Raw genomic sequence first — 25299 nt, forward strand, 5'->3', positions numbered from 1 at the left:
AAAGCTTTGCAAAGACGATCCAGGGCGGGCTGGAACAGGTGAAGGGCGTTTCCGGCGTGAGCATTGCCGGTGAAAAGGAAAAGCGGGTGGTGGTGGGGTTCTCCTGCTTGGGGATAATATAGTAGCAAAACAGGCCCAGCGCCGCCACGATGACCATAAAGAACACCACGATGCCCCGGTTTTTTAAAAGGGCCCGCTCGATCTTTTCCATGCCGCCGCCCCCTAGCCCACGCTCACAGCGCTGCCGCTGCGCACGGTCTTCATGCCCTCGCTGATGACCTGTCCCCCGTTTTCAAGGCCGCTCACCAGCACCATATCATCGCTCACGTCCAAAAGGGTCACGGTGCGGCGCACCGCCCGGCCGTTCTCCACCAGGTACACGTAATCCTCGCCGTCGTTCATCACCACGGCCAGCGGCAGCCAGGTGCCGGTGCGCTCGCCCACGCCGATCTTCACCGCGGCCATCTCACCCAGATAAAAATCGCCCGTGTCACCGCCGATCTCCACATCCACCGTGTAGGTGCGGGTGGTTTCGTCCGGCAGCACCGCAATGCTTTTTACCACGCCGGTATACTCCTGCCCCTCCACCGTCACGGCCGCGCTCTGGCCCACGGCCAGGCTCCGCACGTCGCTTTGGGATGCGCCGAACTGGGCCACGGCTTCGTGGCTGCCCAGCACCACCACCGGGGCCAGCGGGGTGGCAAGGCCGCCCTCGCTGCCCACTACCTTTATCACATAGCCGTCCGACGCCGCTTTCAGGCGGCAGTCCCCGAGGGCCTGCACGGCGCTTTCGTAGTTGTTGCGGGCGGCGATCTGGGCGCTTTTGGCCGCGCTCAGGGCGCTTTCCGCTGCGTCCAGCCGCTGCTTTTGCAGGTTGGCCGCGGCGGAACCGCCCCCCTGGCCTTTCAGCGCGTCATACGCGGCCTGGCGGGCGGTGAGTTCGGTTTCCAGCGCCGCAAGCTGGGTCTGGGCGCTTGCGGCAAGGCCCTGGCTCGTGGCAAGGGCGGCGGCGGCAGCGGTCTGGTTTCCTTTGGCGGTTTCCAAATCCCCCTGGGCGGTGTCTACCTCTACTTGGGCAGCTTTTATTTCCGCTTCCGCACTGTCTATATCGCTCTGCGGGGCATCCTGCGGCAACATCGCCTTTTTTTCCTCTGCCGCCTCCAGTTTTTTCTGTGCAGCATCCAGTGCGGCCTGGGCGGCTGTCACCTCTTCCTCCGCCCCGGCAAGCTGCCGCCGGTCCGCCTCCACCTGGGCGTTGTAGCCCTCCAGCTCGGCCTGCTTTGCGTCCCGGCTGGCCTGCGCGGTGTCCCGGGCGCTTTTTGCGTTGGCCAGATCGTCGCCGTTTGCCCCTTCACAGGCTTTCTCGTAATCCTTTTGAGCCTCGTCCCGGGCCTTTTGGGCTGTGGCGGCAGTGCTGTCGGCCTGCTCCGCCACCCGCTTCAAATTGTCGGCCTGGCGCTGCGCGTCGTCCGGGTCGATCTCGGCCAGCACCTGGCCCTTTTGAACCGCGTCGCCCTCTTTTACATAAATGGTCCGGATGGTGCCCACAGCGCCAAAGGTGCACTGTTCGGTTGCCGCCGGCTGCACCAGGCCGGTGTAGTGCAGGTAAACGTCGTTGCCGGTGGGGGCCGCCTGCAGGGTACCCACCCGGTACACCTTTTCCTCGGGGGTCTGCTGCTGGGCGCTGGCCGTGCGCCCCAGGGCCGCCCCCGTAAGGGCCAGCGCCGCCACGCACACCGCCGCGGCAAAGGCGAGCTTGCACAGCCCGCGCCGGTTTTTCAAAAATCGCTCCTTGAGCTCAGGCATTTTGCTCCACCTCCCCCGGCAGAATCGCGCCGCTGGCAAAGCCCCGGCGCAAAAGGCCGGCCACTCCCCCCACGTGCAGCTCCAGATATCCATCGATCAGCCGCTCCGCGTCCACCTGCTGCCGGGCGCAGCAGGCTTCCAGCAGCACCCCCACCCCGGCGCAGAACGCCTGGCACTCGGCGTCGGCCAGCGCTTTGACCTGCTCTGCGCCGCACCCCGCCGGGCGCAGCATCCGCACAATGGCCTGGTCCACCACCTGCCGGAACCAGCCGATCAGGCTTTCGCCCGCACTGGCGGTGTGCAGCAAAATCGCCGCGGGCTCGGGATACTGCCGGCACAGCACCGCCAGATGCACCAGAATCTCGCGCATCAGGGCGCGGAACTCATTTTCCACCAGGCCCACGCAGCCCTCGCCCTGCGGCAGGGGCGGCAGCTCGGCCTGCCCCAGGGCAAGGGCCTCGCCGCTGGCCCTGCGCACGATCCTGGCCAGCCCTTCCACCACCGGCGCGGTAATGGCCGCCACCAGTTCTTCCTTGCCGGAATAATAACGGTACAGGTTGCCCGGCGTAATGCCTGCGGCCCGGGCGATCTGGCGCATGCCCGCGCTCTCGCCGTGGGTCAGCAGCTCCTGGGTAGCGGCCTGCAGGATGCGCGCGCGCACCTCATCTTTCAAAATCTGCGGCATAAAAATGAACCTCCGTTCACGTTTGTATAATAACAATATACATCCGTTCGCTGTTTGATGTGTGAACAGGCTGTAAAAAATAGCTGCAGGAAAACAAAGGCTGTTTTCTGCCCCTGCGCGCTTTCCAAAAAACTCCTTCCCATAGGCAAGCACAGCGAGGGGGAAACGGCAAAGCCATTCCTCCCTCGCTGTGCTTAAAGCCTTGCGGCAATGCGCAAACGCTCAGGGGCAAAGCCCCAGCTCAAACCCAAATTCGCGCAGCATCATATCCCCGGCGATTTTTTCCTCGTAAACACCGCCGGCTCTTTGAAACCCGTTTTTAACATACAGCTCCATCGCGGGCCGGTTGATGTCCACCACAAAAAGCCGCAGCCAGCAAGCGCCCTTCGCCCTTGCCAGCTCCGCCGCCCTGCGCAGCAGCACACTGCCAAGCCCTTCTCTGCGGTGCTCCACGCTCACCCCAAGCCGGTCGATGTAAAACGCCTTTGCCGGCGGCTCTTTCCATTCCACACAGCCCGCGCCCGCGCTGGAATCGCACAGGGCGAATGCTCCCGCGATCCGGCCATCCTTTTCCAGAACGTAAAGGCGGCGCGCCTCCATGTCAGCGGCAAAAAGCGCGCAGGGGTAAACCTCGTCCCAGATCGGAACGCCGTTTTCATCCATATGCCGGATGATCTTTTGGTATACCGCCTTGAGCTGCGGCAGATCGGCCGGTACGGCCAGTCTTACTTCCATGATTTTCTCCTTTTCAATGGTCCGGGCAGCCGGCTGCACCGGGCATACATTCAAACAGGTGGCCTGGCCGCTCACAGCCCCAGCAGCGCGCGGCCGCCGTACCACAGCACCGGCACCAAAAGGCTGGGCAGCATGTTGAGGGCTTTGGTGTGCTTGATCTTTAAAATGGACAGCCCCGACGCGGCGATCAGCACCCCGCCCACGATCGACAGCTCGCACAAAAGGCCGCCTTGCAAAAAGCCATGCAGCGCGCTTGCCCCCAAGTAGATCGCCCCCTGCCACAAAAACAGCACGCCGGCGGCGGCGCACATCCCCACGCCGTAGGTGGACCCCAGCACCAGAAACGTAACAAAGTCCAGCGTGGCGTTGGTAAAAAGGTAGGTGTTGTCGCCCCCCAGGGCGCTTTGGATCGGCCCCAGGATCGAAAGGGTCCCCACACAGCACAGCAAAATACCGGTGGAGAGCCCCTGCGCCAGTCCCCCGCCGGACACCCGGTCCACCAGGCGCTGGAACCTTCCGTCCAGGTCCAGCCTTTCGCCCACAACGCTGCCTGCGGCCAGGCTCAGAATGAACAGCACCGGAAATTCGCTGTGGGGCAGGTTGGAGGCCACGGCATTGACGCCAAGGAAAGCGGCGGCAAACCCCATAGCATCATACAGGGCGTTCTGATACTTTTTACCCAGCCCCTTTTTCAGGGCGCTGCCCGCAAGGCTGCCCGCCAAAATGGCGGCGGTATTTACAAAGGTGCCCAGCATGGGGATCATAAAGTGCACACTCCTTTTAACGGCAAAATCCAAAGCATGCTTTTTATTATACAGCGCCTGCCCGGCTGCCGCAACCGGGGCAGGGCGCCGCCGGTTCAGGGGGGCTTAAAGCTGCCGTGCCGCTCAGGCCCGCGGCATGGATGTCCATGCGCACCCACCCTTATAAAACCTTTTCCCCTTATTCCTTTACGAGATATGCCTCCCGCTCGGCGCCCACCGAGATATACCGGATGGGGCGGCCCACCGCCCGTTCCAGGTATTCCACATACTCCCGCGCGGGGGCGGGCAAAGCCGCCCAGCTGCGGCAGGCCGAGATCCCGCATTTCCAGCCAGGCAGGTATTTCACCACCGGCTTTGCCGCGGCCAGCGCCCCGCCCATGGGAAAGCGGGCCGTCACCTCGCCCTCTACCTCATAGGCCTCCACCACCGGGATGCGCTCCATATAGTCCAGCACATCCAGCAGGGTGAGGGCCAGCTCGTCCGCGCCCTGGCAGGCCGCGCCATACCGGCTCGCCACCACGTCGAAGGGGCCCACCCGCCGGGGGCGGCCGGTGGCCGCGCCATACTCGTGGCCCGCCTCGCGCAGGGCGTGCTTTTCCGCCTCGGTCATGGCCTGCTCGGCGGCGAAGGGTCCCTCACCCACGCAGGACGAATAGGCCTTCATCACGCCGATGCTCCTGTCCAGCCTGCGGCCGGGGATACCCGCCCCAATGGGCGCGTAGGCCCCGATCACGCTGGACGAGCTGGTGTAGGGGTAAATGCCATAGTCAATGTCGCGCAGCGCGCCCAGCTGCGCTTCGAACAGTATCTTTTTGCCCGCCCGGTCCGCCGTGTCCAGATACGCGCCCGCATCGCAGATATAATCCCCAAACTCCCGGGCATATTCGCCGCACCAGGCCCACAGCTCCTCCAGCTCCGGCGCGGGCGCGCCGTACACCCTTTCCATGGTAAGGCCCTTCCATTCCACAATGGTGGCAAGCCGCTGCCTCAGCGCCGCGTCCAGGTTCAAAAGGTCCCCCATGCGCAGGGTCTTTTTCATATATTTATCGCCGTAGGCGTAGGCAATGCCGCGCCTGGTCGAGCCGAACTGGCTGCCGGTCTTTGCCAGGCGGTCCTCCTCCAGGGCGTCCTCGGCCACATGGTAGGGCATGCACAGGGTGGCCCGGTCGCTGATCTTCAGGTTCTCCGGGCCCACCTTTACCCCCTGGGCGCGCAGCGCTGCGATCTCCTTTTTCAGGTGGGCAGGGTCAATGACCATGCCTGCACCCATCACGCACACCACCTCAGGCCGCAGAATGCCCGAGGGCAGCAGATTCAGCACAAATTTGCCCCGCTCGTTCTTCACGGTGTGGCCCGCGTTGTTGCCCCCCTGGTACCGCACCACGATGTCGTAATCCCGGCTGAGCAGGTCCACCATGCGGCCCTTGCCCTCGTCGCCCCAGTTGACCCCGGTGATTGCTGTTAACATATTTTTCCCCTTTCGGGCCGGGCTTTTTTACCCAGCCTGTTGTCTCATATCTTATTTTTGCCGGTTTGCGCTGCATTGAACCGCCCTTTGCCCGGCTGCTTTTCCGGCGGGCCGCACAACAAAAAAAGCGTTCAACAAACCCACCGTGAGATCCGGCAGGTTTGTTGAACGCCCTTGTTCACTGTGTTTAAGAATATCACCCAGAGCGCGCGGTGTCAATAAAAGTACATTTTTTCCTCATTTCCCACAAAGCCGAAAAGACAACCACCGCAACTTTTTGTTCAAATGGCAAAATCCAGGCGGCCGCCCTTGACGGCGGGGCCGCATGCGGCCCCGATGTTTTTTTGCAGCGCCCCCTGTCTCGGGGTATTCCTCTCAATTTTTGCAAAAAAGCCGCTTTGTGTCATAAACGATATGGACTGTGCGTCTTTTCACCTGTATGATAAAGAAAAGACAGCGTCGCCAGCGCGTCAAGGAGGTTGTATACAGTGAACAAAAGCGATTCCACACAGGCAAGCGTGATCGGGCAAAACGTGTCGGTGCTCCGCAGGTCCCGCGGCCTCTCGCAGGAGGAGCTGGCCGAGCGGGTGGGCTGTTCGCGCTCGCAGCTCGCACGGCTGGAAAGCGGCGTATCCTGCCGCCCTTCCTATCAGATCGTGGCCGACATTGCCCGGGCGCTGGGCGTTACCACCCAGCAGCTCGAGCAGGGCGGCTCTGACCGGCAACAGGCCTGAAAGGGGGAAGCTTCGCCATGTCTCAGATCGACCAGCTCAAGCAGCTCGTCCGCGCCCTTTTGGACGACGGCCGCCCCCACACGCTCGACGAGATCAAGGCCGCCGTGCAGGCGCGTCACATCGTTCTGCCGCCCCAGAGCAGCGCGCTGCGCACCGCCATTTATAACCTGCGCAAATTCGACGGCTACCTCGAGCGCGTGGCGCCCGGGGTGTACCAGCGGATCGACGCCGGTTGCGGGCCGGCCCCCGGCCAGCCCCTTACCCTGAAAGAACTGCGCGCGCTGCCCTCGCGCGTCGAGGCCACAAAAAGCAGCCTGCAGGCCTTCGATTGGATCACCTGCTCCGACGAGGAGCTGGCCGCCGCCCGGGAAAAGGCGGCGCTGCTGGCCAAGCTCGGCTTCTTTTCCCACACGCCGGAACCCTAAAAGCCGCCGCCCGCGGCCCGTCCCGCTCATATCCGCCCGCCTGCCCGCATAGTTTGTAACAAACGCTGAGCGGGGAGGAATGACCATGAAGGGCAACCCGGAAGAACGGGCGGTGCGCCTGGGCGAATACATCGTGGCCACCGGCGCGACCGTGCGCACGGCGGCCGAGCGGTTCGGCATTTCCAAGTCAACGGTGCACAAGGACGTGACCACCCGGCTGCGCTGCCAAAACCAGGAGCTGTTCCGCGAGGTACAGCAGGTGCTGGGCCGCAACAAGGCAGAACGGCATTTGCGGGGGGGCGCGGCCACCAAAGAAAAATACAACGGGATACAAAAACAGCGGGGGTGAGCGCAGCTCGCCCCCTTTTTTGTGACAAAAGTCACACCCCGCCCGGCCGCCCCGTGTTATAATGAAAAAAAAGCAAGGCGCGGCCAAGGCCCGCGGCGCAAAAAAGGAGATACGATCCATGGAACAAAAAATGCTCGACTGCGCGGTGGTGGGCGGCGGTCCGGCCGGCCTTTCGGCGGCCGTCAACCTGCATCAGCGGGGCAAAAGCGTGCGGGTGCTGGGCGCGGCGCCCGGCTTTTTGGAAAAAGCGGAGCGGGTGGACAATTACCTCGGCCTGCCCGGCCTTTCCGGCGGCGAGATGCTGCGCGCCTTTGCGGGCCACGCGGCGCAGCTGGGCATCCGCCCGGAACCGGGGCGGGTGGCAAATATTCTGCCCATGGGCGACCACTTCATGCTGAATTTCAGCGGCGATATTCTGGAGGCGCGCACGGTAGTGCTGGCCTGCGGTGTGGCCAAGGCAAAGCCTGTGGAGGGGGAGACCGAGTTTTTGGGGCGGGGCGTTTCATACTGCGCCACCTGCGACGGCATGCTCTACCGGGGCAAGGCTGTGCTGGTTTGGGGCCTTTCCCCCGAGGCCGCCGGCGAGGCGAACTTTCTTGCTTCCATCGGCTGCCGGGTGCGGTTTGTGGCGGCCAAACGCCCCGAAACGCTGGATGCAGCCATTGAATTTTTGCCCGGCAGCCTGCAGGGCGTGGGCGGCGGCATGAAGCTGGAATGGGCCCGGGTGGCCGGGCAGCAGCATGCTGCCGACGGCGTGTTTATCCTGCGGGCCGCCATCGCGCCGGACACCTTGCTGCCCGGCCTCAGCCTGGCGAACGGCTTTGTAACAGTGAACCGCTCCATGGCCACCAACCTGCCGGGGGTGTTTGCCGCAGGCGACGTGACCGGCGCGCCCCTGCAGGTGGCAAAGGCCGTGGGCGAAGGGCTGATCGCGGGCCTTTCCGCGGCCGATTACCTTTCCGCTTCCGGCGTTTAACCAACTGGGGGAACCATCCTTCGCCCCCAGCGGCTCTTTCTGCAGGCACAACAAAAGCTGAGCGCCCCGCAGCGTGCGGGGCGCTCAGCTTTTTGCCTATAGATAGTATAGTTGTTTATCTATATGATCTTGTGATCCAAGCCATTTCCTTCTATCTTCCTTTCAGCCGATCATATCCAAAAACGCGTGGATCGCTTTGGAAATGTAGCGGTTCCGTTTATAGTAAAGGTTCACCTCGCGCACGGCGTCCCTGTTGTCCAGTTTGTAAAACAACAGGTTCCCGGCCTCGGGCACATTGGGGATCAGCGAGTCGCCGATAAACGAGATGCCCATGCCGTAGCAGGACAGGTTATAGGCCGTGATCTGCTGCTCCAGCTCCAGCTTGATCCGGGGGGTAAAATGGCTGCCGCGGCAGATATTCATGGCGCGCTCCCGCGTGTCGTTCCCCTCCCGCAGAAGAAGAAACGGTTCCTCCTTAAAATACTGCAGCGGCACGGGGGTGATGCGCGTGTTCAGGTGCAGCCCGGCCTTGATGTCGGCAGCCGTGAGCGCATAGTTTTTCGCGGCGGCGTTGGATGCAAAACCGGCGGGCACCGCCATCAGCAGATGCTCCTGCTGCAGCGTTTTCCGGCCGTAAAGCCCCTGGTCCAGCACGTTGTTGTCGATCAGCAGGTCCAGCGTTCCCGCCCCCAGCCTTTCGGTCAGTTCCGCCGTTGTGGCCTCGATCAGCTGCACATGCACCAGGGGGTATTGCGCGGTAAACCGGCTGAGCAGGGGCGGCAGAACGTAAGAAACAAAAAAGTTGGTGCCGCCGATCACCAGGGAGCCGCTCTTCATCTCGGCCAGATCGCTCACGTAGTTTTCAAACCCATTTTCCACATCCATAATGATCTCCACCGCGCGGATGTATTCTTTCCCAAGCTCGGTGAGCTGGATGGGGTTGGTGCTGCGGTCAAAAATGGGGAACCCGATCTGTTCCTCCGCCTTTTTCACAGCCGCGCTCAGCGAGGGCTGGCTGATAAACAAATTCCTGGCGGCGCGGGAAAAACTCATCTCCCGGTAGACCTCGTAAACGTAGCGCATGGACTGAAACATGAGCGCCCTCCTGATATAGCCTATCGCCTATCTTGCAAATAATAATATTGGTATTTGAAAATATCATAACACCGCAGTACACTTTAATCAAGCCCAAAACAAGTGGCCGGGCGGCCGTTCACAATTTATAAAAAAGCTGCGTGAGGTTACTTATGAAAACAGACAGGCAATTCCGTGTGGAACACGACTCCATCGGCGAGCGCACTCTCCCCCGCGACGTCTACTACGGCGTGCAGTCCCTGCGCGCCTCGGAAAACTTTCACATCACCGGTCTGACCATGCACCCGGAGATCGTAAACTCCATTGCCGAGATCAAAAAAGCTTCGGCCATTGCCAACTACGAGATCGGCCTGCTGGACAAAAAGGTGGCGGGCGCCATCGTGGAGGCCTGCGGCGAAATCGCCGCTGGCAAGCTGCACGACGCCTTTATCGTGGACCCGATCCAGGGCGGCGCGGGCACCAGCCTGAACATGAACGCCAACGAGGTCATTGCCAACCGCGCCATCGAGCTGCTCGGCGGCGAAAAGGGCGATTATTCCCTGGTCAACCCCAACGACCATGTGAACTGCGGCCAGTCCACCAACGACGTTTTCCCCTCTGCGGGCAAAATGGCGGTGCTCAAGCTCCTCATCAAGGCCCAGATCCAGTTGGAGCGTCTCTACGACGCTTTGACGCAAAAGGCCGCCGAGTTTGACGACGTGATCAAGATGGGCCGCACCCAGCTGCAGGATGCGGTGCCCATCCGCCTGGGGCAGGAATTCCGCGCCTACCGCGAGGCCGTGCGCCGCGACATTGCCCGCCTGGAGCGCGCGCAGGACGAGATGCGCTGCTTAAACCTGGGTGGCACCGCCATCGGCACCGGCATCAATGCCGACGAGATGTACCTGCGCCAGGTCGTGCCAACCCTGTCCAAGGTCTCGGGCCTGCGGCTTGTCCAGGCCTTCGACCTCATCGACGCCACCCAAAACCTGGACGGATTTGTGGCGGTGTCAGGCGCGGTAAAGACCTGTGCAGTGAACCTTTCCAAAATGTGCAACGACCTGCGGCTGCTCTCCTCGGGCCCCCGGTGCGGCCTGGGCGAGATCAACCTGCCTCCCAAACAGAACGGTTCCTCCATCATGCCGGGCAAGGTAAACCCCGTCATCCCGGAGGTGGTCAACCAGGTGGCCTTCAACATCATGGGCAACGACCTCACCATCACCATGGCCGCCGAGGCGGGGCAGCTGGAACTCAACGCCTTTGAGCCCATCATTTTCTGGAATCTCACCCACGCGGTGGAATTTTTGACCTACGCCGTGAACACCCTCACAGACAACTGCGTGTCGGGCATTACCGCCAACCGGGAGCGGTGCAAGGCAATGGTGGACGGCAGCGTGGGCGTCATCACCGCCCTTACCCCCCACCTGGGCTACGAGGCGGCGGCCAATATTGCCAAGGAGGCCATCCGCACCGGCGCTTCGGTGGAAGACCTGATCGTGAGCAAGGGCGTGCTGGACCGGCCGACCCTGGAAAAAATCCTGGACCCCTATTCCATGACCACTCCCGGCATCTCTGCCAAAGAGCTGCTCGAGCGATAAACGGCCATGAAAACGCTGGGTATCATAGGCGGCATGGGTCCCCTGGCCGCGGCCGACCTGCTGGAAAAGATCGTTCAGAACACACAGGCGAAAAAGGATCAGGACAACATCCACGTCATTCTCGACAGCAACACCCATATCCCCGACCGCACCGCCGCCATCCTGCACGGCGGCAGCGACCCCCGCCCCCAGCTCCAGGCCAGCGCCTGCCGGCTGGAAGCGGCGGGCGCCGGGGTGCTGGCCATCTCCTGCAACACCGCCCATTATTTTTACAAGGACGTTTCCGCCGCCGTGTCCGTGCCGGTGCTCCATATGCCCCGGCTCACGGCAGGCTGGCTGTGCCGCACCGGGCTTACCCGGGCGGCCCTCTTGGCCACCGACGGCACGGTTCAGAGCGGCATTTACCAGGCCGCGTTCGCGGGCAGCGGGGTGGACTTGCTTATGCCGGATGACGCGGGGCAGCAGGCGGTGATGTCCCTGATCTACGAGGGGGTCAAGGCCGGCAAGGCCCACTTCAACACTGCGGCCATCCGCGCCGCCCTGGCCCGGCTCGAGGCCGCCGGGGCCGGTGCCTTCATTCTGGGCTGCACCGAGTTGCCCCCTGCCTTTTCCATGTATGACCTGCCCGGCCGCACCATCGACCCCACCACGGTGCTTGCCCGGGCCGCGGTGGCGGCCTGCGGCGGCCTGCTGACCGCAGGCTGAAAAAGCGCGGCAGGTTCCGCCCGCCGCACACACAATCACAATCGTTGAGGTGCTTTTTATGAACTGCGCAGAAGAATCCCTGAAGCTGCACTACAAACTCAAAGGAAAGCTGGAAATTACCGCCCGTGCCCCGGTGGACACCCAGGAAGCCCTGGCCCTGGCCTATACCCCCGGCGTGGCGCAGCCCTGCCTGGAGATTCAAAAGGATGTGAACAAGAGCTACGAGCTCACCCGCCGGTGGAACACGGTGGCCGTGGTCACCGACGGCACCGCCGTGCTGGGTCTGGGCGACATCGGCCCCGAGGCGGGCATGCCGGTCATGGAGGGCAAGTGCGTGCTCTTTAAGCAGTTCGGCGGCGTGGACGCTCTGCCCCTGTGCGTGCGCAGCAAAGAGGTGGACGACATCGTAAAAACGGTCGCCCTGCTGGCCGGCTCCTTCGGCGGGGTGAACCTGGAGGACATCTCGGCTCCCCGCTGCTTCGAGATTGAGGAAAAGCTCAAGCGCTGCTGCGACGTCCCCGTCTTTCACGACGACCAGCACGGCACCGCCGTAGTTGTGGCCGCCGCCGTGATCAACGCTCTCAAGCTGGTAAAAAAGGACCTGGGCCAAGTGCGGGTGGTATTTTCAGGCGCCGGCGCGGCGGGCACCGCGATCTTCAAGCTGCTGCGCATCATGGGCCTGCGAAAGGCCACCCTGTGCGACATCAAGGGCATCGTGTACCCGGGCCGGCCCGACCTTGCGGGCGATCCCTACCTTGCCGAACTGGCCGCCATGACCCACCCCGGGGTCACCACGGGCGGCCTGGCTGCCGCCCTGGAAGGGGCCGACCTGTTCATCGGGGTCTCCGCGCCAAACCTCGTCACCCCCGCCATGGTCCGGGCCATGGCCCCCGACCCCATCCTTTTTGCCATGGCAAACCCCGTGCCCGAGATCATGCCCCAACTCGCCCGGGCCGCCGGGGCGGCGGTGGTGGGCACCGGCCGCAGCGATTTTTCGAACCAGGTCAACAACGTGCTCTGCTTCCCCGGCATTTTTCGCGGTGCTTTGGACGTGCGGGCCAGCCAGATCACCGGGAACATGAAAATCGCCGCGGCCCAGGCCATCGCGGGGCTGGTCAGCGAGGCCGAGCTCTGTGCTGACTACATCCTTCCCAAAGCCTTCGATCCCCGCGTGCGCGCCGCCGTGGCCGCGGCAGTGGCCGCCGCCGCCCGCCGGGACGGCGTGGCCCGGGTGTGAGGTGCCGACCATGGAATACCGCGTTGAACACGACTCCATGGGGGAAGTAAGGGTCCCCGCAGACAAATATTGGGGGGCGCAGACCCAGCGCTCCCGCCGGAACTTTGCCATCGGCGCAGGGCTTGAGACCATGCCCTGCGAGATCATTCACGCCTTCGGCATTTTAAAAAAGGCTGCGGCCCGGGCCAACCGCATCCTGCTGCCCCGGCGCATGACCGAAGAAAAGCTTCTGGCCATCACCCGCGCCTGTGACGAGGTCATCGCCGGGGCGCTGAACGATCACTTTCCGCTGGTGGTCTGGCAGACCGGCTCCGGCACCCAGAGCAACATGAACGCCAACGAGGTGGTGGCGGGCCGGGGCAACGCCCTTGCGGGCAAAAAGCTCCTTCACCCCAACGACGACGTAAATATGAGCCAGTCCTCCAACGACACCTTTCCCACCGCCATGCACATTGCCGCCGTGCTTGCGGTCGAGGACCGGGTCCTGCCCGCCATCGACGCACTGACGGCCACCTTCCGGCGTTTGGAGGCGGAACACGAGGGGATCATCAAAATAGGGCGCACCCACCTGCAGGACGCCACCCCCATCCAATTCTCGCAGGAAATTTCGGGCTGGCGCGCCAGCCTGGAGCGGGACCGGGAGCTGCTCTTGCTCTCGCTGGAGCCCCTGAAAGAGCTGGCGCTGGGCGGCACGGCGGTGGGCACCGGGCTCAACGCTCCCCCGGGGTTTGCCGGGCTGGCCGCCAAAAAGGTATCCGAGCTCACCGGCAGGCGCTTTTGCACGGCTCCCAACAAATTCCACGCCCTCACCTCCAAGGATGAGCTGGTCTTTGCCCACGGGGCGCTCAAGGCCCTGGCCGCCGACCTGATGAAAATCGCCAACGACGTGCGCTGGCTGGCCTCCGGCCCGCGGGGCGGGCTGGCCGAGATCACCATCCCCGAAAACGAGCCCGGCTCCTCCATCATGCCCGGCAAGGTCAACCCCACCCAGTGCGAGGCGGTTACCATGGTGGCAGTGCAGGTCATGGGCAACGACACAGCGGTGGGCCTGGCGGCCAGCCAGGGCAATTTCGAGCTCAATGTGTTCATGCCGGTGCTGGCCTACAACTTTCTCCAATCCGCCCGGCTGCTGGCCGAGGCCGCGCTGTCCTTCAACGCCAACTGCGCGGCCGGTATCCGGGCAAAGCCGGGCAAGATGAAGCAGGATCTTGCCCGCAGCCTGATGCTGGTCACCGCCCTCAACCCCCTCATCGGGTACGAAAACGCCGCCTGCATCGCCAAAAAGGCCTACGCCGAGGACCTGCCCCTCCGGCAGGCGGCGGTGGAGCTGGGCCTGCTCACCGGCGAGCAGTTCGATCAGGCCGTTCGCCCGGAGGCCATGGTATAACGGCGTTTCCCTTTGGATCTTCCCCTGTTTTTTCCAAATGTTCAAAAAAACGCCTGCGCGGCATTCCAAACCTTCGCGCGGCTCCGCCAAATCCGGCGGGGCCGCTGTTTTTTTGCTGCAAATCCGGCCGCATGATTTATTTTTGTGCAAATTTCTTCTATAATAAGAAAAGCTTTTGCGGCCGCGTCCTGCCAGGGGGCCCCGGCGCACAGGAATATTTTTTACAGAACGAGGTGCTTCGCACTTGAAAAAGCTCACATCGAACCTGCGGGGGCATTATAAGGAATTGATCCTCGGCCCCCTTTTTAAGCTGCTGGAAGCTATTTTTGAGCTGTGCGTGCCGCTCATCATGGCCGCCATCATCGACAACGGCATCCAAAGCGGCGACACGGCCTATGTGCTGAAAGGCGGCGCGCTGCTGCTTTTGCTGGCGGTGCTGGGCGGGCTGGCAGGCTGCACCTGCCAGTATTTTGCCAGCGTTGCCGCCTTCGGCTTTGGCTCCAGCCTGCGCAGGCAGGTGTTCGGCCAGGTGCTGCGCTTTTCAGGCCGCGAGATGGACGAACTCGGCGCGGGGAGCCTTGTCACACGCATCACGAACGACGTGAACCAGGTGCAGAACGGGGTGAACATGTTCATTCGGCTTGCCACCCGCAGCCCGTTTCTGGCCATCGGCTCCATCGTGATGGCCTTTACCATCAACGCCCGCATCGCGCTGGTGTTTTTGCTCTCCACCCCGCTCATCGTGCTGGTGCTCTATGGGATCATGCGGGCCACCCTGCCCCGCTACTCCGAGATCCAGCAAGGGCAGGACACCCTCAGCGCCCTTGCCGGCGAAAACCTGGAGGGGGCGCGGGTCATCCGCGCCTTCTCCCGCCAGGCCAGCGAGAAGCAGGGCTTTGGCGCGGCCGGCCAGGCCCTCAGCGCCGTCACGGTGGCGGTGGGCAGGGTGAGCGGCGCTTTGAACCCCATCACCTATGTGATCGCAAACCTGGGCGTTCTGCTTATCCTGTGGCTGGGCGCCCGCTCGGCCCAGGTCGGCCTGATCGCCAGCGGCGAGATCATCGCCCTTGTAAACTACATGACCCAGACCCTGCTGGCCCTGATCGTGCTGGCAAACCTGATCGTGCAGTTCACCCGCGCCATCGCCAGCGCCAGGCGGCTGGCCGCCCTGCTCGATATGGAGCCCGCGGTGAGCGGTCCTGTGTGGAACCTCCCGGCCCAAAGCGCCCCGGCGGGCGGCGCCTGGCTGGCCTTTGAAAATGTGGACTTTGCTTACACCCCTGGCCGCAACGCGCTCACCGGCGTGAGCTTTTGCGCGCAGAAAGGGCAGACCATCGGGGTGATCGGCGGCACCGGCAGCGGCAAGTCCACCCTGGCGGGTCTGATCCTGCGTTTTTACGACGTGACCGGCGGGCGCATCCTGCTGAACGGGCAGGACATCCGCACCTGCGACCCCGCGGCGCTGCGCGCCAAGGTGGGGTATGTGCCCCAGGCGGTGCAGCTCTTTTCCGGCACCATCCGCTCAAACCTGGCCCTGGGCTGCAGGAACGCCGGCGAGGAAGATCTGTGGGCGGCCCTGAAACTGGCCCAAGGGGAAGAATTCGTGCGGCAAAAGCCCCAGGGGCTGGACAGCCCGGTGGAAGAGGGCGGCAAAAACTTTTCGGGCGGGCAGCGCCAGCGCCTCACCATTGCCCGGGCTCTGGTCAGCCGGCCGGAATTGCTGATCCTGGACGACGCCTCCAGCGCGCTGGACTTTGCCACCGATGCGGCCCTGCGCCGCGCGCTGCGCAGGCACGCGGCCGGCATGACCGTGATGATGATCAGCCAGCGGGCCTCCGCCATCAAAAACGCCGACCTGATCCTGGTGCTGGACGATGGCGTGCTGGCCGCCCAGGGCACCCACGGGCAGCTGCTGCAGACCTGTCCGGTCTACCGGGAGATCTGCATCTCGCAAAAATTGGTGGACGCGCCTGCCGCGCCCACCGCGGAAAGGCAGGTGAAGCCCCTGTGAAAAAGCATGTTTTCCGGCGCCTTGCGCCCTATCTGCGGCCCTACGCGGGCACCCTTCTGCTGGGGTGCCTGGCAGCCGTTTTACAGGTCGCGTTCACCCTGGCCGCCCCCGTCCTGGTGGGCAAAGGGGTGGACTGCGTGCTGGGCCCCGGCCGGGTTGATTTTAACGCCCTTATTCCCCTTCTGGTTCAGCTGGCCGCGGTGATCCTGCTGGCGGCGGCGTTTCAGTGGGCGATGAACGTATGCACCCGGCGCGCCAGCGCCCTGGCTGCCCAGGACCTGCGCCAAAAAGCCTTTGACCGCCTGAACGAGGTTCCCCTCTCCACCATCGACTCCACCCCCCACGGCGACCTTGTGAGCCGTCTCGTAAACGACGCGGATGCGGTTTCCGAGGGCCTTTTGCAGGGGCTCACCCAGCTGCTGCCAGGGGCGGCCACCATTGTTGGTGTGCTGGGTATCATGCTTCGGCTGAACTGGGGCATTGCCCTGCTGGTGGCGCTGGTCACCCCGCTGTCCATCTTTTTTGCCAAATTCGTGGCGGGCCGCACCCACGCGCTGTTCCAGCGGCAGGCCGCCGCCCAGGGCCGGCTCTCGGGCTATGTGAGCGAGATGGTGAACGGCCAGTCGCTGATCAAGGCCTTCGGGTACGAGGCGCCCTGCATGGAGCGGTTCGAGGCCATCGATCAGGAGCTGCGCCACGCAAGCCTGTGGGCGGTGTTCTACTCGGCTGTGGCAAACCCCGGCACCCGGCTGGTGAACAATTTTGTGTATGCGGCGGTGGGGGTATTCGGCGCGCTGGCGGCCATTTCGGGCCGGCTGACCGTGGGCACCCTCTCGGCCTTTCTGACCTACGCGAACCAGTACACCAAGCCCTTCAACGAGGTCACCGGCGTGCTGACCCAGCTGCAGACCGCCATGGCCAGCGCCTGGCGGCTGTTCCAGGTGATCGACCTGGAGCCCGAGCCGCCGGACCCCGCAGGCGCCCTGGCGCCGGCCGCCTGCCAGGGCCGGGTCGAGGCCCTGCACGTGGACTTCAGCTACCGGCCCGAAACGCCGCTGATCCGGGACCTCTGCCTGGAGGTGCAGCCGGGCCGGCGGGTGGCCATCGTGGGCCCCACCGGCTGCGGCAAAACCACCTTCATCAACCTGCTCATGCGCTTTTACGACGTCACCGGCGGCGAGATCCGGGTGGACGGCGTTCCCATCCGCCGCCTCTCCCGCGCCTCGCTGCGGGGCATGTACGGCATGGTGCTGCAGGAAACCTGGCTCAAAAGCGCCACCGTGCGGGAAAACATTGCCTACGGCAAGCCCGGCGCTCCGCTGGAAGAGGTGGTCGCCGCCGCCAAAGCCGCCCACGCCCATGGCTTCATCCAGCGCCTGCCCCAGGGGTACGACACGGTGCTGGCCGCCGGCGGCAGCAACCTTTCGGCCGGGCAAAAGCAGCTGCTCTGCATCGCGCGCATCCTGCTGTGCCGCCCCCAAATGCTGATCCTGGACGAGGCCACCAGCAACATCGACACCCGCACCGAAATGCTGGTGCAGGCCGCCTTCGAGCGCCTGATGCAGGGCCGCACCAGCTTTGTGGTGGCGCACCGCCTCTCCACCATCCAAACGGCCGACACCATTCTTGTAATGGACGCCGGCCGCATTGTGGAGCAGGGCACCCACTCCGAACTGCTGGCAAGGGGCGGCTTTTACGCAAAGCTCTACAACAGCCAGTTTGCGGCACAATAGATCTTCCAACCCGCGCCGCGCCGTGATATAATGGTAGAAAAGCCGTACACCAGCGGCGCGGCGGCCCGCCGCGCCCAAATGCAGGAGGCGCGCATGAACATCATGGTATTGGGCGTTGCCGGGGGCACCGGCAGCGGAAAGACCACCCTCACCCGCACCCTCAAAGAGCGTTTCGGCGGCCAGATCAGCGTGATCAGCCACGACAACTACTACAAGCGCCAGGACCATCTCACTTACGAGGAGCGCTGCAAGACCAACTACGACCACCCCGACGCTTTCGACACCGACCTGATGGTCCGCCACCTGGCCCAGCTGAAAACGGGCGCCAGCGTTTTGTGCCCTGTGTACGATTTTTCCCAGCACAACCGCTCGGCCGATCTTTTGGAGATCCGGCCCGCGCCGGTCATCCTTGTCGAGGGCATCCTGATCTTCGCCAGCCCCGAGCTGTGCGATCTGATGGACATCAAGGTCTTTGTGGACACCGACGCCGACGTGCGCATCCTGCGGCGCATCGTGCGGGACGTAAAAAAGCGCGGCCGCACGCTCGACAGCGTGGTCACCCAATACCTCACCACCGTAAAGCCCATGCACGAGCAGTTTGTCGAGCCCTCCAAGCGCCGGGCCGACCTGATCATCCCCGAGGGGGGCAAAAACGCGGTGGCGGTGGAAATGCTCATCCACCGGCTCGAAAGCCACCTGAACGCGCAGGGCTAGGCGCGCTGGTACCTCCCCCGGCCTTGAGAACGCCCGGTTCCCATCCTGACCAAAAACGAGGCAGGCTTTCCCTTTAAGGAAAAGTCTGCCTCGTTTTTCTTTTTCGACCGTTTTGCAGCGGCAGGGTTAAATCTGTTTGCCCGTATCCCGAAAGGTAAAAATGCCGTCATAATCGCAGTTCAGCGCTTCGGCTATGGCCTTGCATTCTTCTTCCGTCAGCTTATCCCGATTGAGTTTGTTATACAGATATGTGTCCGTATAGCCCATTTTTTTGCTTAACTCTTTGATGGTCATGTCTCTTTCAATGAGAATAGACCTTATTTTTTTCGCCATGCTCATATCTGTTTACCTGTATCCCGAAAGATAAAAATACCGTCATAATCGCAGTTCAGCGCTTCGGCTATGGCGTGCAGCTCCTTTTCCGATAAATTATCGCGGGACAATTTGTTGCTCAAATTATTTCCGCTGGTGCCAATTTTTGCAGCCAATTCTTTTATTGTCATACCTCGTTCTAAAAGTATCGTTTTTATTTTCAACGCCATTCCCATAACTTCACTTTCCCTCTTTCCAAATTTAGTGTTATTATCTGAAAAAACGTACGATCCATCAATTTTTCAAAACTTATCAAACTTAAAAATCGCAAAGCGCGCTTGACTTAACAAATTTTATGGTGTAATATCAAACTTTAAAGTTTGATACAATACTTTATAGTGTAAACCAGAGGAGTATTTTATGACGAATTACATCGACGAAATCTTTTTGAGGGCCGATCTGCAGCAGGTGCGTGAATTTCTTTTGCAGGGGGTGGGGTGCGATATAGACCCCCGCCCTTATCTGGAACGCATAAAAATCCCCGAAAAGCGTGCGCTGGACCGGCTGGAGAAAGAATATCCGAATAAAGAGGAATTTGAAGAGATCACCGGCCTGATGTACGATTATGTGGACGCGGTGCAGGCGGTCTACATGGAGATCGGGTTGCAGGTGGGCGCGCTGTTGGCTTCGCAGGCGGGCGGCAACCTGAAAACGGCTTTCGCGAAGGATGCCAAATAAAGCTTCCATGGCTTTGCCGTGCCGGTCTGTGTTGCCCCGCCGCCTGTTCTGGCGGCGCTCAGCCCTCCGCGCCCATGGCCCCGGCGGCCAGGTGCCCCAGCTGCTGCATCATCTCCACGCCCTCGGGCGGAAAGTCCACCTCGGTGCTGCCCCAGTTGGTGAACACCGCCACCACATAGGGCTCGTCGGCGTACACAATGGCCATATCGTGCAGCACCTGGTCCCAGCTGCCGTACTTTTTGGCCGCGGGGGCGGGCGTCCACAGCAGCTCGTGATCCGCCGCCAGCAGCGCCTCCTTCAGCATGCGGGCGTTCTCGGTGTCCTGTTGAGTGTAATCGTAGATGGCCTGCATGGCCTTGCCGCCGTCCGCGGCGGTGACCCAGCCGTGGATGCCCTCCTCAGTCACGTCGCAGCCATCCGGGGAGGCAAAACCCAGCCCCCGCAAAAACTCCGAAAAACCCGTCTCCGCCGTGCCGGGGTAAGCCGCCCCCAAAGCGTGCGCCGCCCCGTTGGAGCTTTTCGAGAGCATGGCGTGGATGCGCTGCCAGCCGGTGGCGCCGCCCACGTCCGCAGCGAGGTCGATCTCGCCCGCGTCGTCCCTTTGGCACAGCCACAGCGCATAGGGCGCTTTCAGGGTGCTGGCGCAGTAAAAGCCCGCCGAGGGGTTGTAGCTGTACGAGGCGCCGGTCACAAGGTTCTGCATCCACACCGAAACGCTGCCCGGCTGGGCATTCAAAAAATCGTCCAGCATCTGGCGCGCCTCGCTGCCCAAGCCCTGGGCCGCCACCGCGGGTGCAGGGGTCGGCTCAGGGGTAATCCGGGGGGTGGGCGCGGCGGTGGGCGCAGGCGTGGCGGTGGGAACCGCGCTCTGCGCGGCCGGCGCCTCGGCGGGCACGGTGGCAAGGCCGCTGTAACGCCACAAAAAGATGAGAATCAGCGCCACAAACACCACCAGAGCCGCCAGCGCTCCCTTAAAGCTCCGCGGCCCCCCGTGCTGTTTTTGTTTTGCCATACGTTTCCCCCCGGTGCAAAAGCCCGGCAGTCTGCCGGGCAGGTCTTTTCCTGCCTATTATAGCTTTCAGCCGGCGAAAATGCAATGTTTTTGGCACAATTCGCCGAACCGGAGCAGCATCAAGGCCGGGGCAGCTTTGCGCTGCCCCGGCCCCGGTTGGCAGAGGATTCAAGCGATGTCCAGAAAATCCTTTACACGTTCCATCAGCGTGGGCCGATAGATGCCAAGCTGCTTGTGGTAGGCGATCTCGGCCCTGCGCATTGCCCGGGCGGCTTCTTTTTCCTCGGGGGTGAAAAAGATCATGCCGCTGGAGTTCACCTCCACGTCAATGGATGCATTTTCCTGCTCGGCACGAGCTGCCACAAAGAACATAAACGCGCACTCCTTTCCTACAAAACTCTGCCAACCGTTCGCAGGCCCCCGGCCTGCGGGGAAACAAAGAATGCAAAAAAGCTCCGCTTCTGCTCCTAACGCTTTGCAAACAGTGCCCGGATCCGCTCGCCCAGGGTGGGCTTATAAATCCCCAGTTCCTTTTGGTAGGCGATCTCGGCGGCGCGCATGGCCTTGCGGGCATTTTTGTCTGCGCCGGCCGCCCCAATGCCCTTGGTGTCCACAATCAGTTCTGCGTTCATATTCTGCTGAATGCGCATATTTGTGCTTTCAAACATGTTTTTGCGCCTCCTTTCGGGGTGTCACCTTTTTCCCTTTTGAAACAGCGCCCGGACCCGCTCGCCCAGGGTGGGCTTATAAATCCCCAGTTCCTTTTGGTAGGCGATCTCGGCGGCGCGCATGGCCTTGCGGGCGTCCTTGCTGCCCTGCGGGCCCATTTTGCCCCGCTCTCCGTAGCGAAGTTCCATGTTCATGTTGAATCGGATGTTGCTCATTGCACCCTGTCAGGCAAACATGCCTGCCTCTTGCCCTGCGCTTTACCACAAATTCATCATCTGCTCATACATGTCGATGTAAGAGCGGCTGGAGTTGTTCCAGCTGAAATCACACTGCATGGCCCGGCGCACCAGCACCGGCCAGCCTTCCTTTTTCCAGTAACCTTCCTTGGCGCGCCAGCAGGCCTCGTACAGATCGTGGGCGTTATATTGCTGGAAGGTGAAGCCGTTGCCGGCCCCGTCGCCGGAATCGTGGATCGAGTCCTTCAGGCCGCCGGTTTCCCGCACAATGGGAATGGTGCCGTACCGGCAGGCCACCATCTGGGCCAGGCCGCAGGGCTCCGATTTCGAGGGCATCAGGAACAGGTCCGCGCCGGCGTAGATCTTGCGGGCCAGGGGCGGCACAAACCCGATGCATACCCCCACCCGGCCGGGGTAGCGGGTCTCCAGATCGCCGAAAAACGCCTCGTAGGCGTGTTCGCCGTTGCCCAGGATCACAAGCTGAATGCCCTGGTCCAGCAGGCCCTCGGCCACGCTGCGCACCAGGTCCACCCCCTTGTGCCCCACCAGCCGGGTCACCATACCCATCACCGGGCTGCCGTCCTGCTGCAGGCCAAACTGCTCCTGCAGGTTCTTTTTGCAGGCCGCCTTGCCCTCCGGGAAGGTGTCGGCATTGTAGTGGGCGGCAAGGTTCGGGTCGGTTTCGGGGTTGTAAACGTCGGTGTCAATGCCGTTCAAAATGCCGCACAGCTTATACTGCTTTTGCCGCAAAAGGCCGTCCAGCCCATGGCTGAACCAGGGATCCAGGATCTCGCCCGCGTAGGTGGGGCTCACGGTGCTCACCTTGTCGGCCGTTTCCACCGCGCCCTTCATAAAGTTGGCGCAGCCGTCGTACTCCACAATATGGGCGTCCCGCTTGCCAATGCCGCAGGTGTCCTCCAAAATATCCAACCCGTATTTGCCCTGGTACTGGATATTATGGATGGTGAACACCGTCTTGATGCGGCTGTATTTGTCCAGATGCCGGTAGTAAAGGTTCAGATACACCGGCACCAGCGCCGTCTGCCAGTCGTTGGCGTGCAGCACATCCGGCATAAAATCGGTGTAAAACAGCATTTCCAAAATAGCCCGGCTGAAAAACGCAAACCGTTCGCCGTCGTCGTAAAAGCCGTACAGGCCGCCGCGCTTAAAATAATATTCGTTGTCGAGAAAATAGAACGACACGCCGTCGCGCTTTGCGGTAAACAGGCCGCAGTACTGGCTGCGCCAGCCCACCGGCACGCTGAAGCTGGTCACATATTCCAGCTCATCCCGATATTTCAAATCGCCGTAGAGCGGCAGCACCACCCGGCAGTCCACCCCGTTTCTCACAAGGGCCTTGGGCAGGCTTCCGGCAACGTCGCCCAGGCCGCCGGACGCGGCGTAGGGGTTTGCCTCGCTGGCACAAAAAAGAACGTTCATAGCTTTCCTCCTTAAGATGTGTGGCACAAGGGAAGGGGCGGGAGCCCGGCTCAGGGGCCCCCGCCCCTGGGGAGAGAGACAGAGGACCTTTCAGCCCTCGTAAGGCTTTTTACACGGTATGGCCCTTGGCCACGTAGATCGGGAAGGTATCGGTGCCGGAAAGCTTGCGGTCGGTGGTCAGCTTCACGTTTTTGTCGGTGACCACATACTCCGCCTGGGCGCCTGGCTCCACAATGGTGTTCTGCATCAGCACACAGTTTTTCACCTTGGCGCCCTTTTTCACCCGCACGCCCCGGAACAACACGCAGTTCTCCACCTCGCCCTCAATGATGCAGCCGTCGGCCACCAGGCTGTTTTTGATCCGGCTGTCCATCGCATAGCGCGTGGGGGCGTTGTCGTGCACCTTGGTATACACGGGCAGCTCCTCGGGGAAAAGCGCGTCCAGGTTTACCTGCTCCAACAGGCGCATGTTCTCGTCAAAATAGGTTTTGCGGTCGGCGATGCGGGCGGTGTAGCCGGTGTATTCGTAGCCCTGCACGTTCAGCAGCTCCAGGTTGCGGGCCAGGATGTCCTTCTCAAAATACACAAGCCCCCGGATGCTGGCGTCGCGGATCATGGTGATCAGCGCCTCGCGCTGGATGATGTACACATTCATCGAGAGGTTCTGCACGCCGGGGCGGTAATCGTTCGACAAAAGCTCGCTCACCCGGCCCTCCTGCATGCGCAGGGTAAAGTTGTCGTTCACCAGCCCCTGGGGAATGGGCCGTTTTTCATACATCACGGTCACGTCCGCCCCGGTGGAGATGTGCGCCTCAATCAGCTGGTTGAAGTCGAAGTTGAACACAATGTTGGAGTCGCACATGATCACGAACTCCTCTTTCTGGTCCTCCAAAAAGTCCACGATGCTGGCCAGGGCCTCCACGCGGCCCCGGTACATCTTCACGCCCGCCCCGGCATAGGGCGGCACCAGGTTCAGCCCGCCCCGCTTGCGGGAGAGATCCCACTCGCGGCCGGTGCCCAGGTGATCCATCAGTGAATGATAGTTCTGCTTGACCACCAGCGAAACATTGCTGATGCCGGAGTTCACCATGCTGGAAAGCATAAAATCCACCAGGCGGTAGCGCCCGCCAAAGGGGATGGAGGCCATGGTGCGGTCGGTCACCATCTCGGGCACCAGGCTGTCGCTCGCATTGGGGAAAATGATGCCCAGGGCATCGGTATTCGATTTTACCATTGCTCCTCACCGTCCTTCACGTCTTTGACCACCATGGCCTTGGGCCCCACCTTGGCGCCCCGGCCAATGGTAACGCCCTCGCCCACAACGGCGATGCCCCATTTGGTAAGATCCTCCATGTCCTCGGGGCGCTCGCCCACCACCGCGCCGGTGCGGATCACCGTATTCTCGGCAATGATGGAATACTTGACCGTGGCGCCCGGTTCGATCACCGCGCCGGGCATGATGATGGAATCCTGCACCACAGCGCCCTCGCCCACCTTGACCCCGGCGAACAGCACGCTCTGCACCAGCTTGCCCTCCACGCGGCAGCCCTCGGTGATCATGGAGTTGTCGATACTGGCCTCGGCGCCCACCCACTGGCCGGGCATGCCCGAGTTGCGGGAGTAGATCTTCCACTCGTCGCTCCACACATCCAGCGGCATTTTGGGGTTCAGCAGGTCCATGTTGGCCTCCCACAGGCTGTCGATGGTGCCCACGTCCTTCCAGTAGCCCTCAAACGGGAACGCCGCCATCCGCTCGCCCGCGGCCAGCATGCCGGGGATGATGTTCTTGCCGAAGTCGTTGTCCGATGCGGGGTTTGCCTCGTCCTCCACCAAAAACCTGCGCAGCTTCTCCCAGGTGAAGATATAGATGCCCATGGAGGCCAGGTTGGACTTTGGCTCCTGAGGTTTTTCCTCAAACTTGGTAACGGCGCCGTTTTCGTCGGCAGTCATAATGCCGAACCGGCTTGCTTCCTCCCAGGGGACCTCCATCACAGCAATGGTGCAGTCCGCCTGTTTTTCCTTGTGGAAGTCCAGCATTTTGCCGTAATCCATCTTATAAATGTGGTCGCCCGAAAGAATGACCACATACTTGGGCTCATACCGGTCGATGAAGTTGATGTTCTGGTAAATGGCGTTGGCCGTGCCCTTGTACCAATCCGAGCCGGTGGCGGTCTGGTAGGGCGGCAGCACATGCACCCCGCCGTACAGCCGGTCCAGGTCCCAGGGCTGGCCGTTGCCGATATACTCGTTGAGCACCAGCGGCTGGTACTGGGTCAGAATGCCCACCGTGTCGATGCCCGAATTAACGCAGTTGGAAAGCGGGAAATCAATGATGCGGTACTTCCCGCCAAAGGGCACCGCCGGTTTGGCCAGCCGTTGGGTCAGCGCGTACAGGCGCGACCCCTGGCCGCCTGCCAGCAGCATTGCAATACATTCTTTCATATTTCTTCTCCCCTTTTCGGCCCGGCCTTTCGGCCGCGCCGTTTTTACA

General features: G+C 62.2%; 28 protein-coding genes. 12 read left to right on the forward strand and 16 right to left on the reverse strand.

What is annotated here, in order from left to right:
* The 6 genes from ACMLHZ_RS03625 to ACMLHZ_RS03650 form a co-directional block, all read right to left on the reverse strand.
* On the reverse strand, positions 1 to 211 hold a 211-nt coding region (locus ACMLHZ_RS03625; protein ID WP_418666435.1), incomplete at its 3' end, for a hypothetical protein.
* An 11-nt stretch (positions 212 to 222) separates the two neighbouring features.
* Positions 223 to 1806: a biotin/lipoyl-binding protein gene (locus tag ACMLHZ_RS03630; protein ID WP_418666436.1), complete on the reverse strand. Its 1584-nt coding sequence runs from the start codon at positions 1804 to 1806 to the stop codon at positions 223 to 225.
* A complete protein-coding gene (locus ACMLHZ_RS03635) occupies positions 1799 to 2491 on the reverse strand; it encodes a TetR/AcrR family transcriptional regulator (protein WP_418666437.1) in 693 nt (230 codons plus the stop codon). Before ACMLHZ_RS03635 ends, ACMLHZ_RS03630 begins: the two co-directional genes overlap by 8 nt.
* Before the next feature lie 222 nt (positions 2492 to 2713).
* A complete protein-coding gene (locus tag ACMLHZ_RS03640) occupies positions 2714 to 3226 on the reverse strand; it encodes an N-acetyltransferase family protein (protein ID WP_418666438.1) in 513 nt (170 codons plus the stop codon).
* A gap of 71 nt (positions 3227 to 3297) precedes the next feature.
* Complete coding sequence (locus tag ACMLHZ_RS03645) at positions 3298 to 3981, reverse strand: DUF554 domain-containing protein (RefSeq protein WP_418666565.1); 684 nt, start codon at positions 3979 to 3981, stop codon at positions 3298 to 3300.
* A gap of 187 nt (positions 3982 to 4168) precedes the next feature.
* A complete protein-coding gene (locus ACMLHZ_RS03650; protein ID WP_418666439.1) occupies positions 4169 to 5458 on the reverse strand; it encodes an adenylosuccinate synthase in 1290 nt (429 codons plus the stop codon).
* Between the two features lie 488 nt (positions 5459 to 5946).
* Here ACMLHZ_RS03650 and ACMLHZ_RS03655 point away from each other — a divergent pair, with 488 nt between their 5' ends.
* From ACMLHZ_RS03655 to ACMLHZ_RS03670, 4 genes are all read left to right on the forward strand, one after another.
* Entirely contained in the window at positions 5947 to 6192 is a 246-nt protein-coding gene (locus ACMLHZ_RS03655; protein ID WP_418666440.1) for a helix-turn-helix domain-containing protein, read from the forward strand.
* Between the two features lie 17 nt (positions 6193 to 6209).
* The gene (locus ACMLHZ_RS03660; protein ID WP_418666441.1) at positions 6210 to 6617 is read left to right on the forward strand and encodes a hypothetical protein; all 408 of its coding nucleotides are present in this window, start codon (positions 6210 to 6212) and stop codon (positions 6615 to 6617) included.
* Positions 6618 to 6702: 85 nt separating this feature from the next.
* Positions 6703 to 6966 carry a sporulation transcriptional regulator SpoIIID gene (locus ACMLHZ_RS03665; protein WP_418666442.1) on the forward strand — a complete coding sequence of 88 codons (264 nt, stop codon included), beginning with the start codon at positions 6703 to 6705 and terminating at the stop codon, positions 6964 to 6966.
* A gap of 118 nt (positions 6967 to 7084) precedes the next feature.
* Positions 7085 to 7942 (forward strand): NAD(P)/FAD-dependent oxidoreductase, encoded by an 858-nt coding sequence (locus ACMLHZ_RS03670; protein ID WP_418666443.1) that lies wholly within the window; start codon positions 7085 to 7087, stop codon positions 7940 to 7942.
* Positions 7943 to 8104: 162 nt separating this feature from the next.
* Here ACMLHZ_RS03670 and ACMLHZ_RS03675 read toward each other — a convergent pair whose 3' ends face one another.
* Positions 8105 to 9037, reverse strand: coding sequence for a LysR family transcriptional regulator (locus tag ACMLHZ_RS03675; protein WP_418666444.1), 933 nt, complete (start codon positions 9035 to 9037; stop codon positions 8105 to 8107).
* A gap of 152 nt (positions 9038 to 9189) precedes the next feature.
* On the opposite strand from ACMLHZ_RS03675, the gene ACMLHZ_RS03680 reads away from it, so the two are divergent.
* The 7 genes from ACMLHZ_RS03680 to udk all read left to right on the forward strand — a co-directional run bounded on the left by ACMLHZ_RS03680 (position 9190) and on the right by udk (position 18401).
* Complete coding sequence (locus ACMLHZ_RS03680; RefSeq protein ID WP_418666445.1) at positions 9190 to 10614, forward strand: aspartate ammonia-lyase; 1425 nt, start codon at positions 9190 to 9192, stop codon at positions 10612 to 10614.
* A 6-nt stretch (positions 10615 to 10620) separates the two neighbouring features.
* Positions 10621 to 11319: an aspartate/glutamate racemase family protein gene (locus ACMLHZ_RS03685; RefSeq protein ID WP_418666446.1), complete on the forward strand. Its 699-nt coding sequence runs from the start codon at positions 10621 to 10623 to the stop codon at positions 11317 to 11319.
* Positions 11320 to 11377: 58 nt separating this feature from the next.
* Positions 11378 to 12556, forward strand: coding sequence for an NAD(P)-dependent malic enzyme (locus tag ACMLHZ_RS03690; protein WP_418666447.1), 1179 nt, complete (start codon positions 11378 to 11380; stop codon positions 12554 to 12556).
* Between the two features lie 10 nt (positions 12557 to 12566).
* Positions 12567 to 13943: a class II fumarate hydratase gene (gene fumC, locus ACMLHZ_RS03695; protein WP_418666448.1), complete on the forward strand. Its 1377-nt coding sequence runs from the start codon at positions 12567 to 12569 to the stop codon at positions 13941 to 13943.
* Between the two features lie 244 nt (positions 13944 to 14187).
* Positions 14188 to 15954: an ABC transporter ATP-binding protein gene (locus ACMLHZ_RS03700; protein WP_418666449.1), complete on the forward strand. Its 1767-nt coding sequence runs from the start codon at positions 14188 to 14190 to the stop codon at positions 15952 to 15954.
* Positions 15951 to 17687 (forward strand): ABC transporter ATP-binding protein, encoded by a 1737-nt coding sequence (locus tag ACMLHZ_RS03705; protein ID WP_418666450.1) that lies wholly within the window; start codon positions 15951 to 15953, stop codon positions 17685 to 17687. The genes ACMLHZ_RS03700 and ACMLHZ_RS03705 overlap by 4 nt, the downstream gene beginning before the upstream one ends.
* 93 nt (positions 17688 to 17780) lie before the next feature.
* Positions 17781 to 18401 (forward strand): uridine kinase, encoded by a 621-nt coding sequence (gene udk / locus ACMLHZ_RS03710; protein WP_418666451.1) that lies wholly within the window; start codon positions 17781 to 17783, stop codon positions 18399 to 18401.
* Positions 18402 to 18527: 126 nt separating this feature from the next.
* Here udk and ACMLHZ_RS03715 read toward each other — a convergent pair whose 3' ends face one another.
* The gene (locus ACMLHZ_RS03715; RefSeq protein ID WP_418666452.1) at positions 18528 to 18740 is read right to left on the reverse strand and encodes a helix-turn-helix transcriptional regulator; all 213 of its coding nucleotides are present in this window, start codon (positions 18738 to 18740) and stop codon (positions 18528 to 18530) included.
* Positions 18737 to 18949, reverse strand: coding sequence for a helix-turn-helix domain-containing protein (locus tag ACMLHZ_RS03720; RefSeq protein WP_418666453.1), 213 nt, complete (start codon positions 18947 to 18949; stop codon positions 18737 to 18739). The genes ACMLHZ_RS03715 and ACMLHZ_RS03720 overlap by 4 nt, the downstream gene beginning before the upstream one ends.
* Positions 18950 to 19133: 184 nt before the next feature.
* Between ACMLHZ_RS03720 and ACMLHZ_RS03725 the strand changes: the two genes are divergently transcribed.
* A complete protein-coding gene (locus ACMLHZ_RS03725; protein ID WP_418666454.1) occupies positions 19134 to 19451 on the forward strand; it encodes a hypothetical protein in 318 nt (105 codons plus the stop codon).
* Between the two features lie 58 nt (positions 19452 to 19509).
* Here the strand turns inward: ACMLHZ_RS03725 and ACMLHZ_RS03730 are convergent, their stop codons facing one another.
* From ACMLHZ_RS03730 to ACMLHZ_RS03760, 7 genes are all read right to left on the reverse strand, one after another.
* Complete coding sequence (locus ACMLHZ_RS03730; RefSeq protein ID WP_418666455.1) at positions 19510 to 20463, reverse strand: serine hydrolase; 954 nt, start codon at positions 20461 to 20463, stop codon at positions 19510 to 19512.
* A 168-nt stretch (positions 20464 to 20631) separates the two neighbouring features.
* Positions 20632 to 20835, reverse strand: a complete 204-nt coding sequence (locus tag ACMLHZ_RS03735) for a hypothetical protein (protein WP_418666456.1) — start codon at positions 20833 to 20835, stop codon at positions 20632 to 20634.
* A gap of 95 nt (positions 20836 to 20930) precedes the next feature.
* Positions 20931 to 21131: a hypothetical protein gene (locus ACMLHZ_RS03740; protein WP_418666457.1), complete on the reverse strand. Its 201-nt coding sequence runs from the start codon at positions 21129 to 21131 to the stop codon at positions 20931 to 20933.
* Between the two features lie 24 nt (positions 21132 to 21155).
* Positions 21156 to 21347: a hypothetical protein gene (locus ACMLHZ_RS03745; RefSeq protein ID WP_418666458.1), complete on the reverse strand. Its 192-nt coding sequence runs from the start codon at positions 21345 to 21347 to the stop codon at positions 21156 to 21158.
* Positions 21348 to 21389: 42 nt separating this feature from the next.
* Positions 21390 to 22808 (reverse strand): glycogen synthase GlgA, encoded by a 1419-nt coding sequence (gene glgA, locus ACMLHZ_RS03750; protein WP_418666459.1) that lies wholly within the window; start codon positions 22806 to 22808, stop codon positions 21390 to 21392.
* A 109-nt stretch (positions 22809 to 22917) separates the two neighbouring features.
* Positions 22918 to 24042, reverse strand: coding sequence for a glucose-1-phosphate adenylyltransferase subunit GlgD (glgD, locus tag ACMLHZ_RS03755; RefSeq protein WP_418666460.1), 1125 nt, complete (start codon positions 24040 to 24042; stop codon positions 22918 to 22920).
* Positions 24036 to 25250, reverse strand: a complete 1215-nt coding sequence (locus ACMLHZ_RS03760; RefSeq protein WP_418666461.1) for a glucose-1-phosphate adenylyltransferase — start codon at positions 25248 to 25250, stop codon at positions 24036 to 24038. Before ACMLHZ_RS03760 ends, glgD begins: the two co-directional genes overlap by 7 nt.
* Positions 25251 to 25299: the final 49 nt, after the last annotated feature.

The sequence above is a fragment of the Allofournierella sp. genome (genome assembly GCF_048388525.1).
Lineage (GTDB): Bacteria > Bacillota > Clostridia > Oscillospirales > Ruminococcaceae > BQOK01.

Excerpts from the sequence above, each read along its gene's own strand:
- ACMLHZ_RS03630 (WP_418666436.1), bottom strand. The coding sequence starts at position 1,806 with ATGCCTGAGCTCAAGGAGCGATTTTTGAAAAACCGGCGCGGGCTGTGC.
- ACMLHZ_RS03635 (WP_418666437.1), bottom strand. The coding sequence starts at position 2,491 with ATGCCGCAGATTTTGAAAGATGAGGTGCGCGCGCGCATCCTGCAGGCC.
- ACMLHZ_RS03640 (WP_418666438.1), bottom strand. The coding sequence starts at position 3,226 with ATGGAAGTAAGACTGGCCGTACCGGCCGATCTGCCGCAGCTCAAGGCG.
- ACMLHZ_RS03645 (WP_418666565.1), bottom strand. The coding sequence starts at position 3,981 with ATGCTGGGCACCTTTGTAAATACCGCCGCCATTTTGGCGGGCAGCCTT.
- ACMLHZ_RS03650 (WP_418666439.1), bottom strand. The coding sequence starts at position 5,458 with ATGTTAACAGCAATCACCGGGGTCAACTGGGGCGACGAGGGCAAGGGC.
- ACMLHZ_RS03660 (WP_418666441.1), top strand. The coding sequence starts at position 6,210 with ATGTCTCAGATCGACCAGCTCAAGCAGCTCGTCCGCGCCCTTTTGGAC.
- ACMLHZ_RS03665 (WP_418666442.1), top strand. The coding sequence starts at position 6,703 with ATGAAGGGCAACCCGGAAGAACGGGCGGTGCGCCTGGGCGAATACATC.
- ACMLHZ_RS03670 (WP_418666443.1), top strand. The coding sequence starts at position 7,085 with ATGGAACAAAAAATGCTCGACTGCGCGGTGGTGGGCGGCGGTCCGGCC.
- ACMLHZ_RS03675 (WP_418666444.1), bottom strand. The coding sequence starts at position 9,037 with ATGTTTCAGTCCATGCGCTACGTTTACGAGGTCTACCGGGAGATGAGT.
- ACMLHZ_RS03680 (WP_418666445.1), top strand. The coding sequence starts at position 9,190 with ATGAAAACAGACAGGCAATTCCGTGTGGAACACGACTCCATCGGCGAG.
- ACMLHZ_RS03685 (WP_418666446.1), top strand. The coding sequence starts at position 10,621 with ATGAAAACGCTGGGTATCATAGGCGGCATGGGTCCCCTGGCCGCGGCC.
- ACMLHZ_RS03690 (WP_418666447.1), top strand. The coding sequence starts at position 11,378 with ATGAACTGCGCAGAAGAATCCCTGAAGCTGCACTACAAACTCAAAGGA.
- fumC (WP_418666448.1), top strand. The coding sequence starts at position 12,567 with ATGGAATACCGCGTTGAACACGACTCCATGGGGGAAGTAAGGGTCCCC.
- udk (WP_418666451.1), top strand. The coding sequence starts at position 17,781 with ATGAACATCATGGTATTGGGCGTTGCCGGGGGCACCGGCAGCGGAAAG.
- ACMLHZ_RS03715 (WP_418666452.1), bottom strand. The coding sequence starts at position 18,740 with ATGAGCATGGCGAAAAAAATAAGGTCTATTCTCATTGAAAGAGACATG.
- ACMLHZ_RS03720 (WP_418666453.1), bottom strand. The coding sequence starts at position 18,949 with ATGGGAATGGCGTTGAAAATAAAAACGATACTTTTAGAACGAGGTATG.
- ACMLHZ_RS03725 (WP_418666454.1), top strand. The coding sequence starts at position 19,134 with ATGACGAATTACATCGACGAAATCTTTTTGAGGGCCGATCTGCAGCAG.
- ACMLHZ_RS03730 (WP_418666455.1), bottom strand. The coding sequence starts at position 20,463 with ATGGCAAAACAAAAACAGCACGGGGGGCCGCGGAGCTTTAAGGGAGCG.
- ACMLHZ_RS03735 (WP_418666456.1), bottom strand. The coding sequence starts at position 20,835 with ATGTTCTTTGTGGCAGCTCGTGCCGAGCAGGAAAATGCATCCATTGAC.
- ACMLHZ_RS03740 (WP_418666457.1), bottom strand. The coding sequence starts at position 21,131 with ATGTTTGAAAGCACAAATATGCGCATTCAGCAGAATATGAACGCAGAA.
- ACMLHZ_RS03745 (WP_418666458.1), bottom strand. The coding sequence starts at position 21,347 with ATGAGCAACATCCGATTCAACATGAACATGGAACTTCGCTACGGAGAG.
- glgA (WP_418666459.1), bottom strand. The coding sequence starts at position 22,808 with ATGAACGTTCTTTTTTGTGCCAGCGAGGCAAACCCCTACGCCGCGTCC.
- glgD (WP_418666460.1), bottom strand. The coding sequence starts at position 24,042 with ATGGTAAAATCGAATACCGATGCCCTGGGCATCATTTTCCCCAATGCG.
- ACMLHZ_RS03760 (WP_418666461.1), bottom strand. The coding sequence starts at position 25,250 with ATGAAAGAATGTATTGCAATGCTGCTGGCAGGCGGCCAGGGGTCGCGC.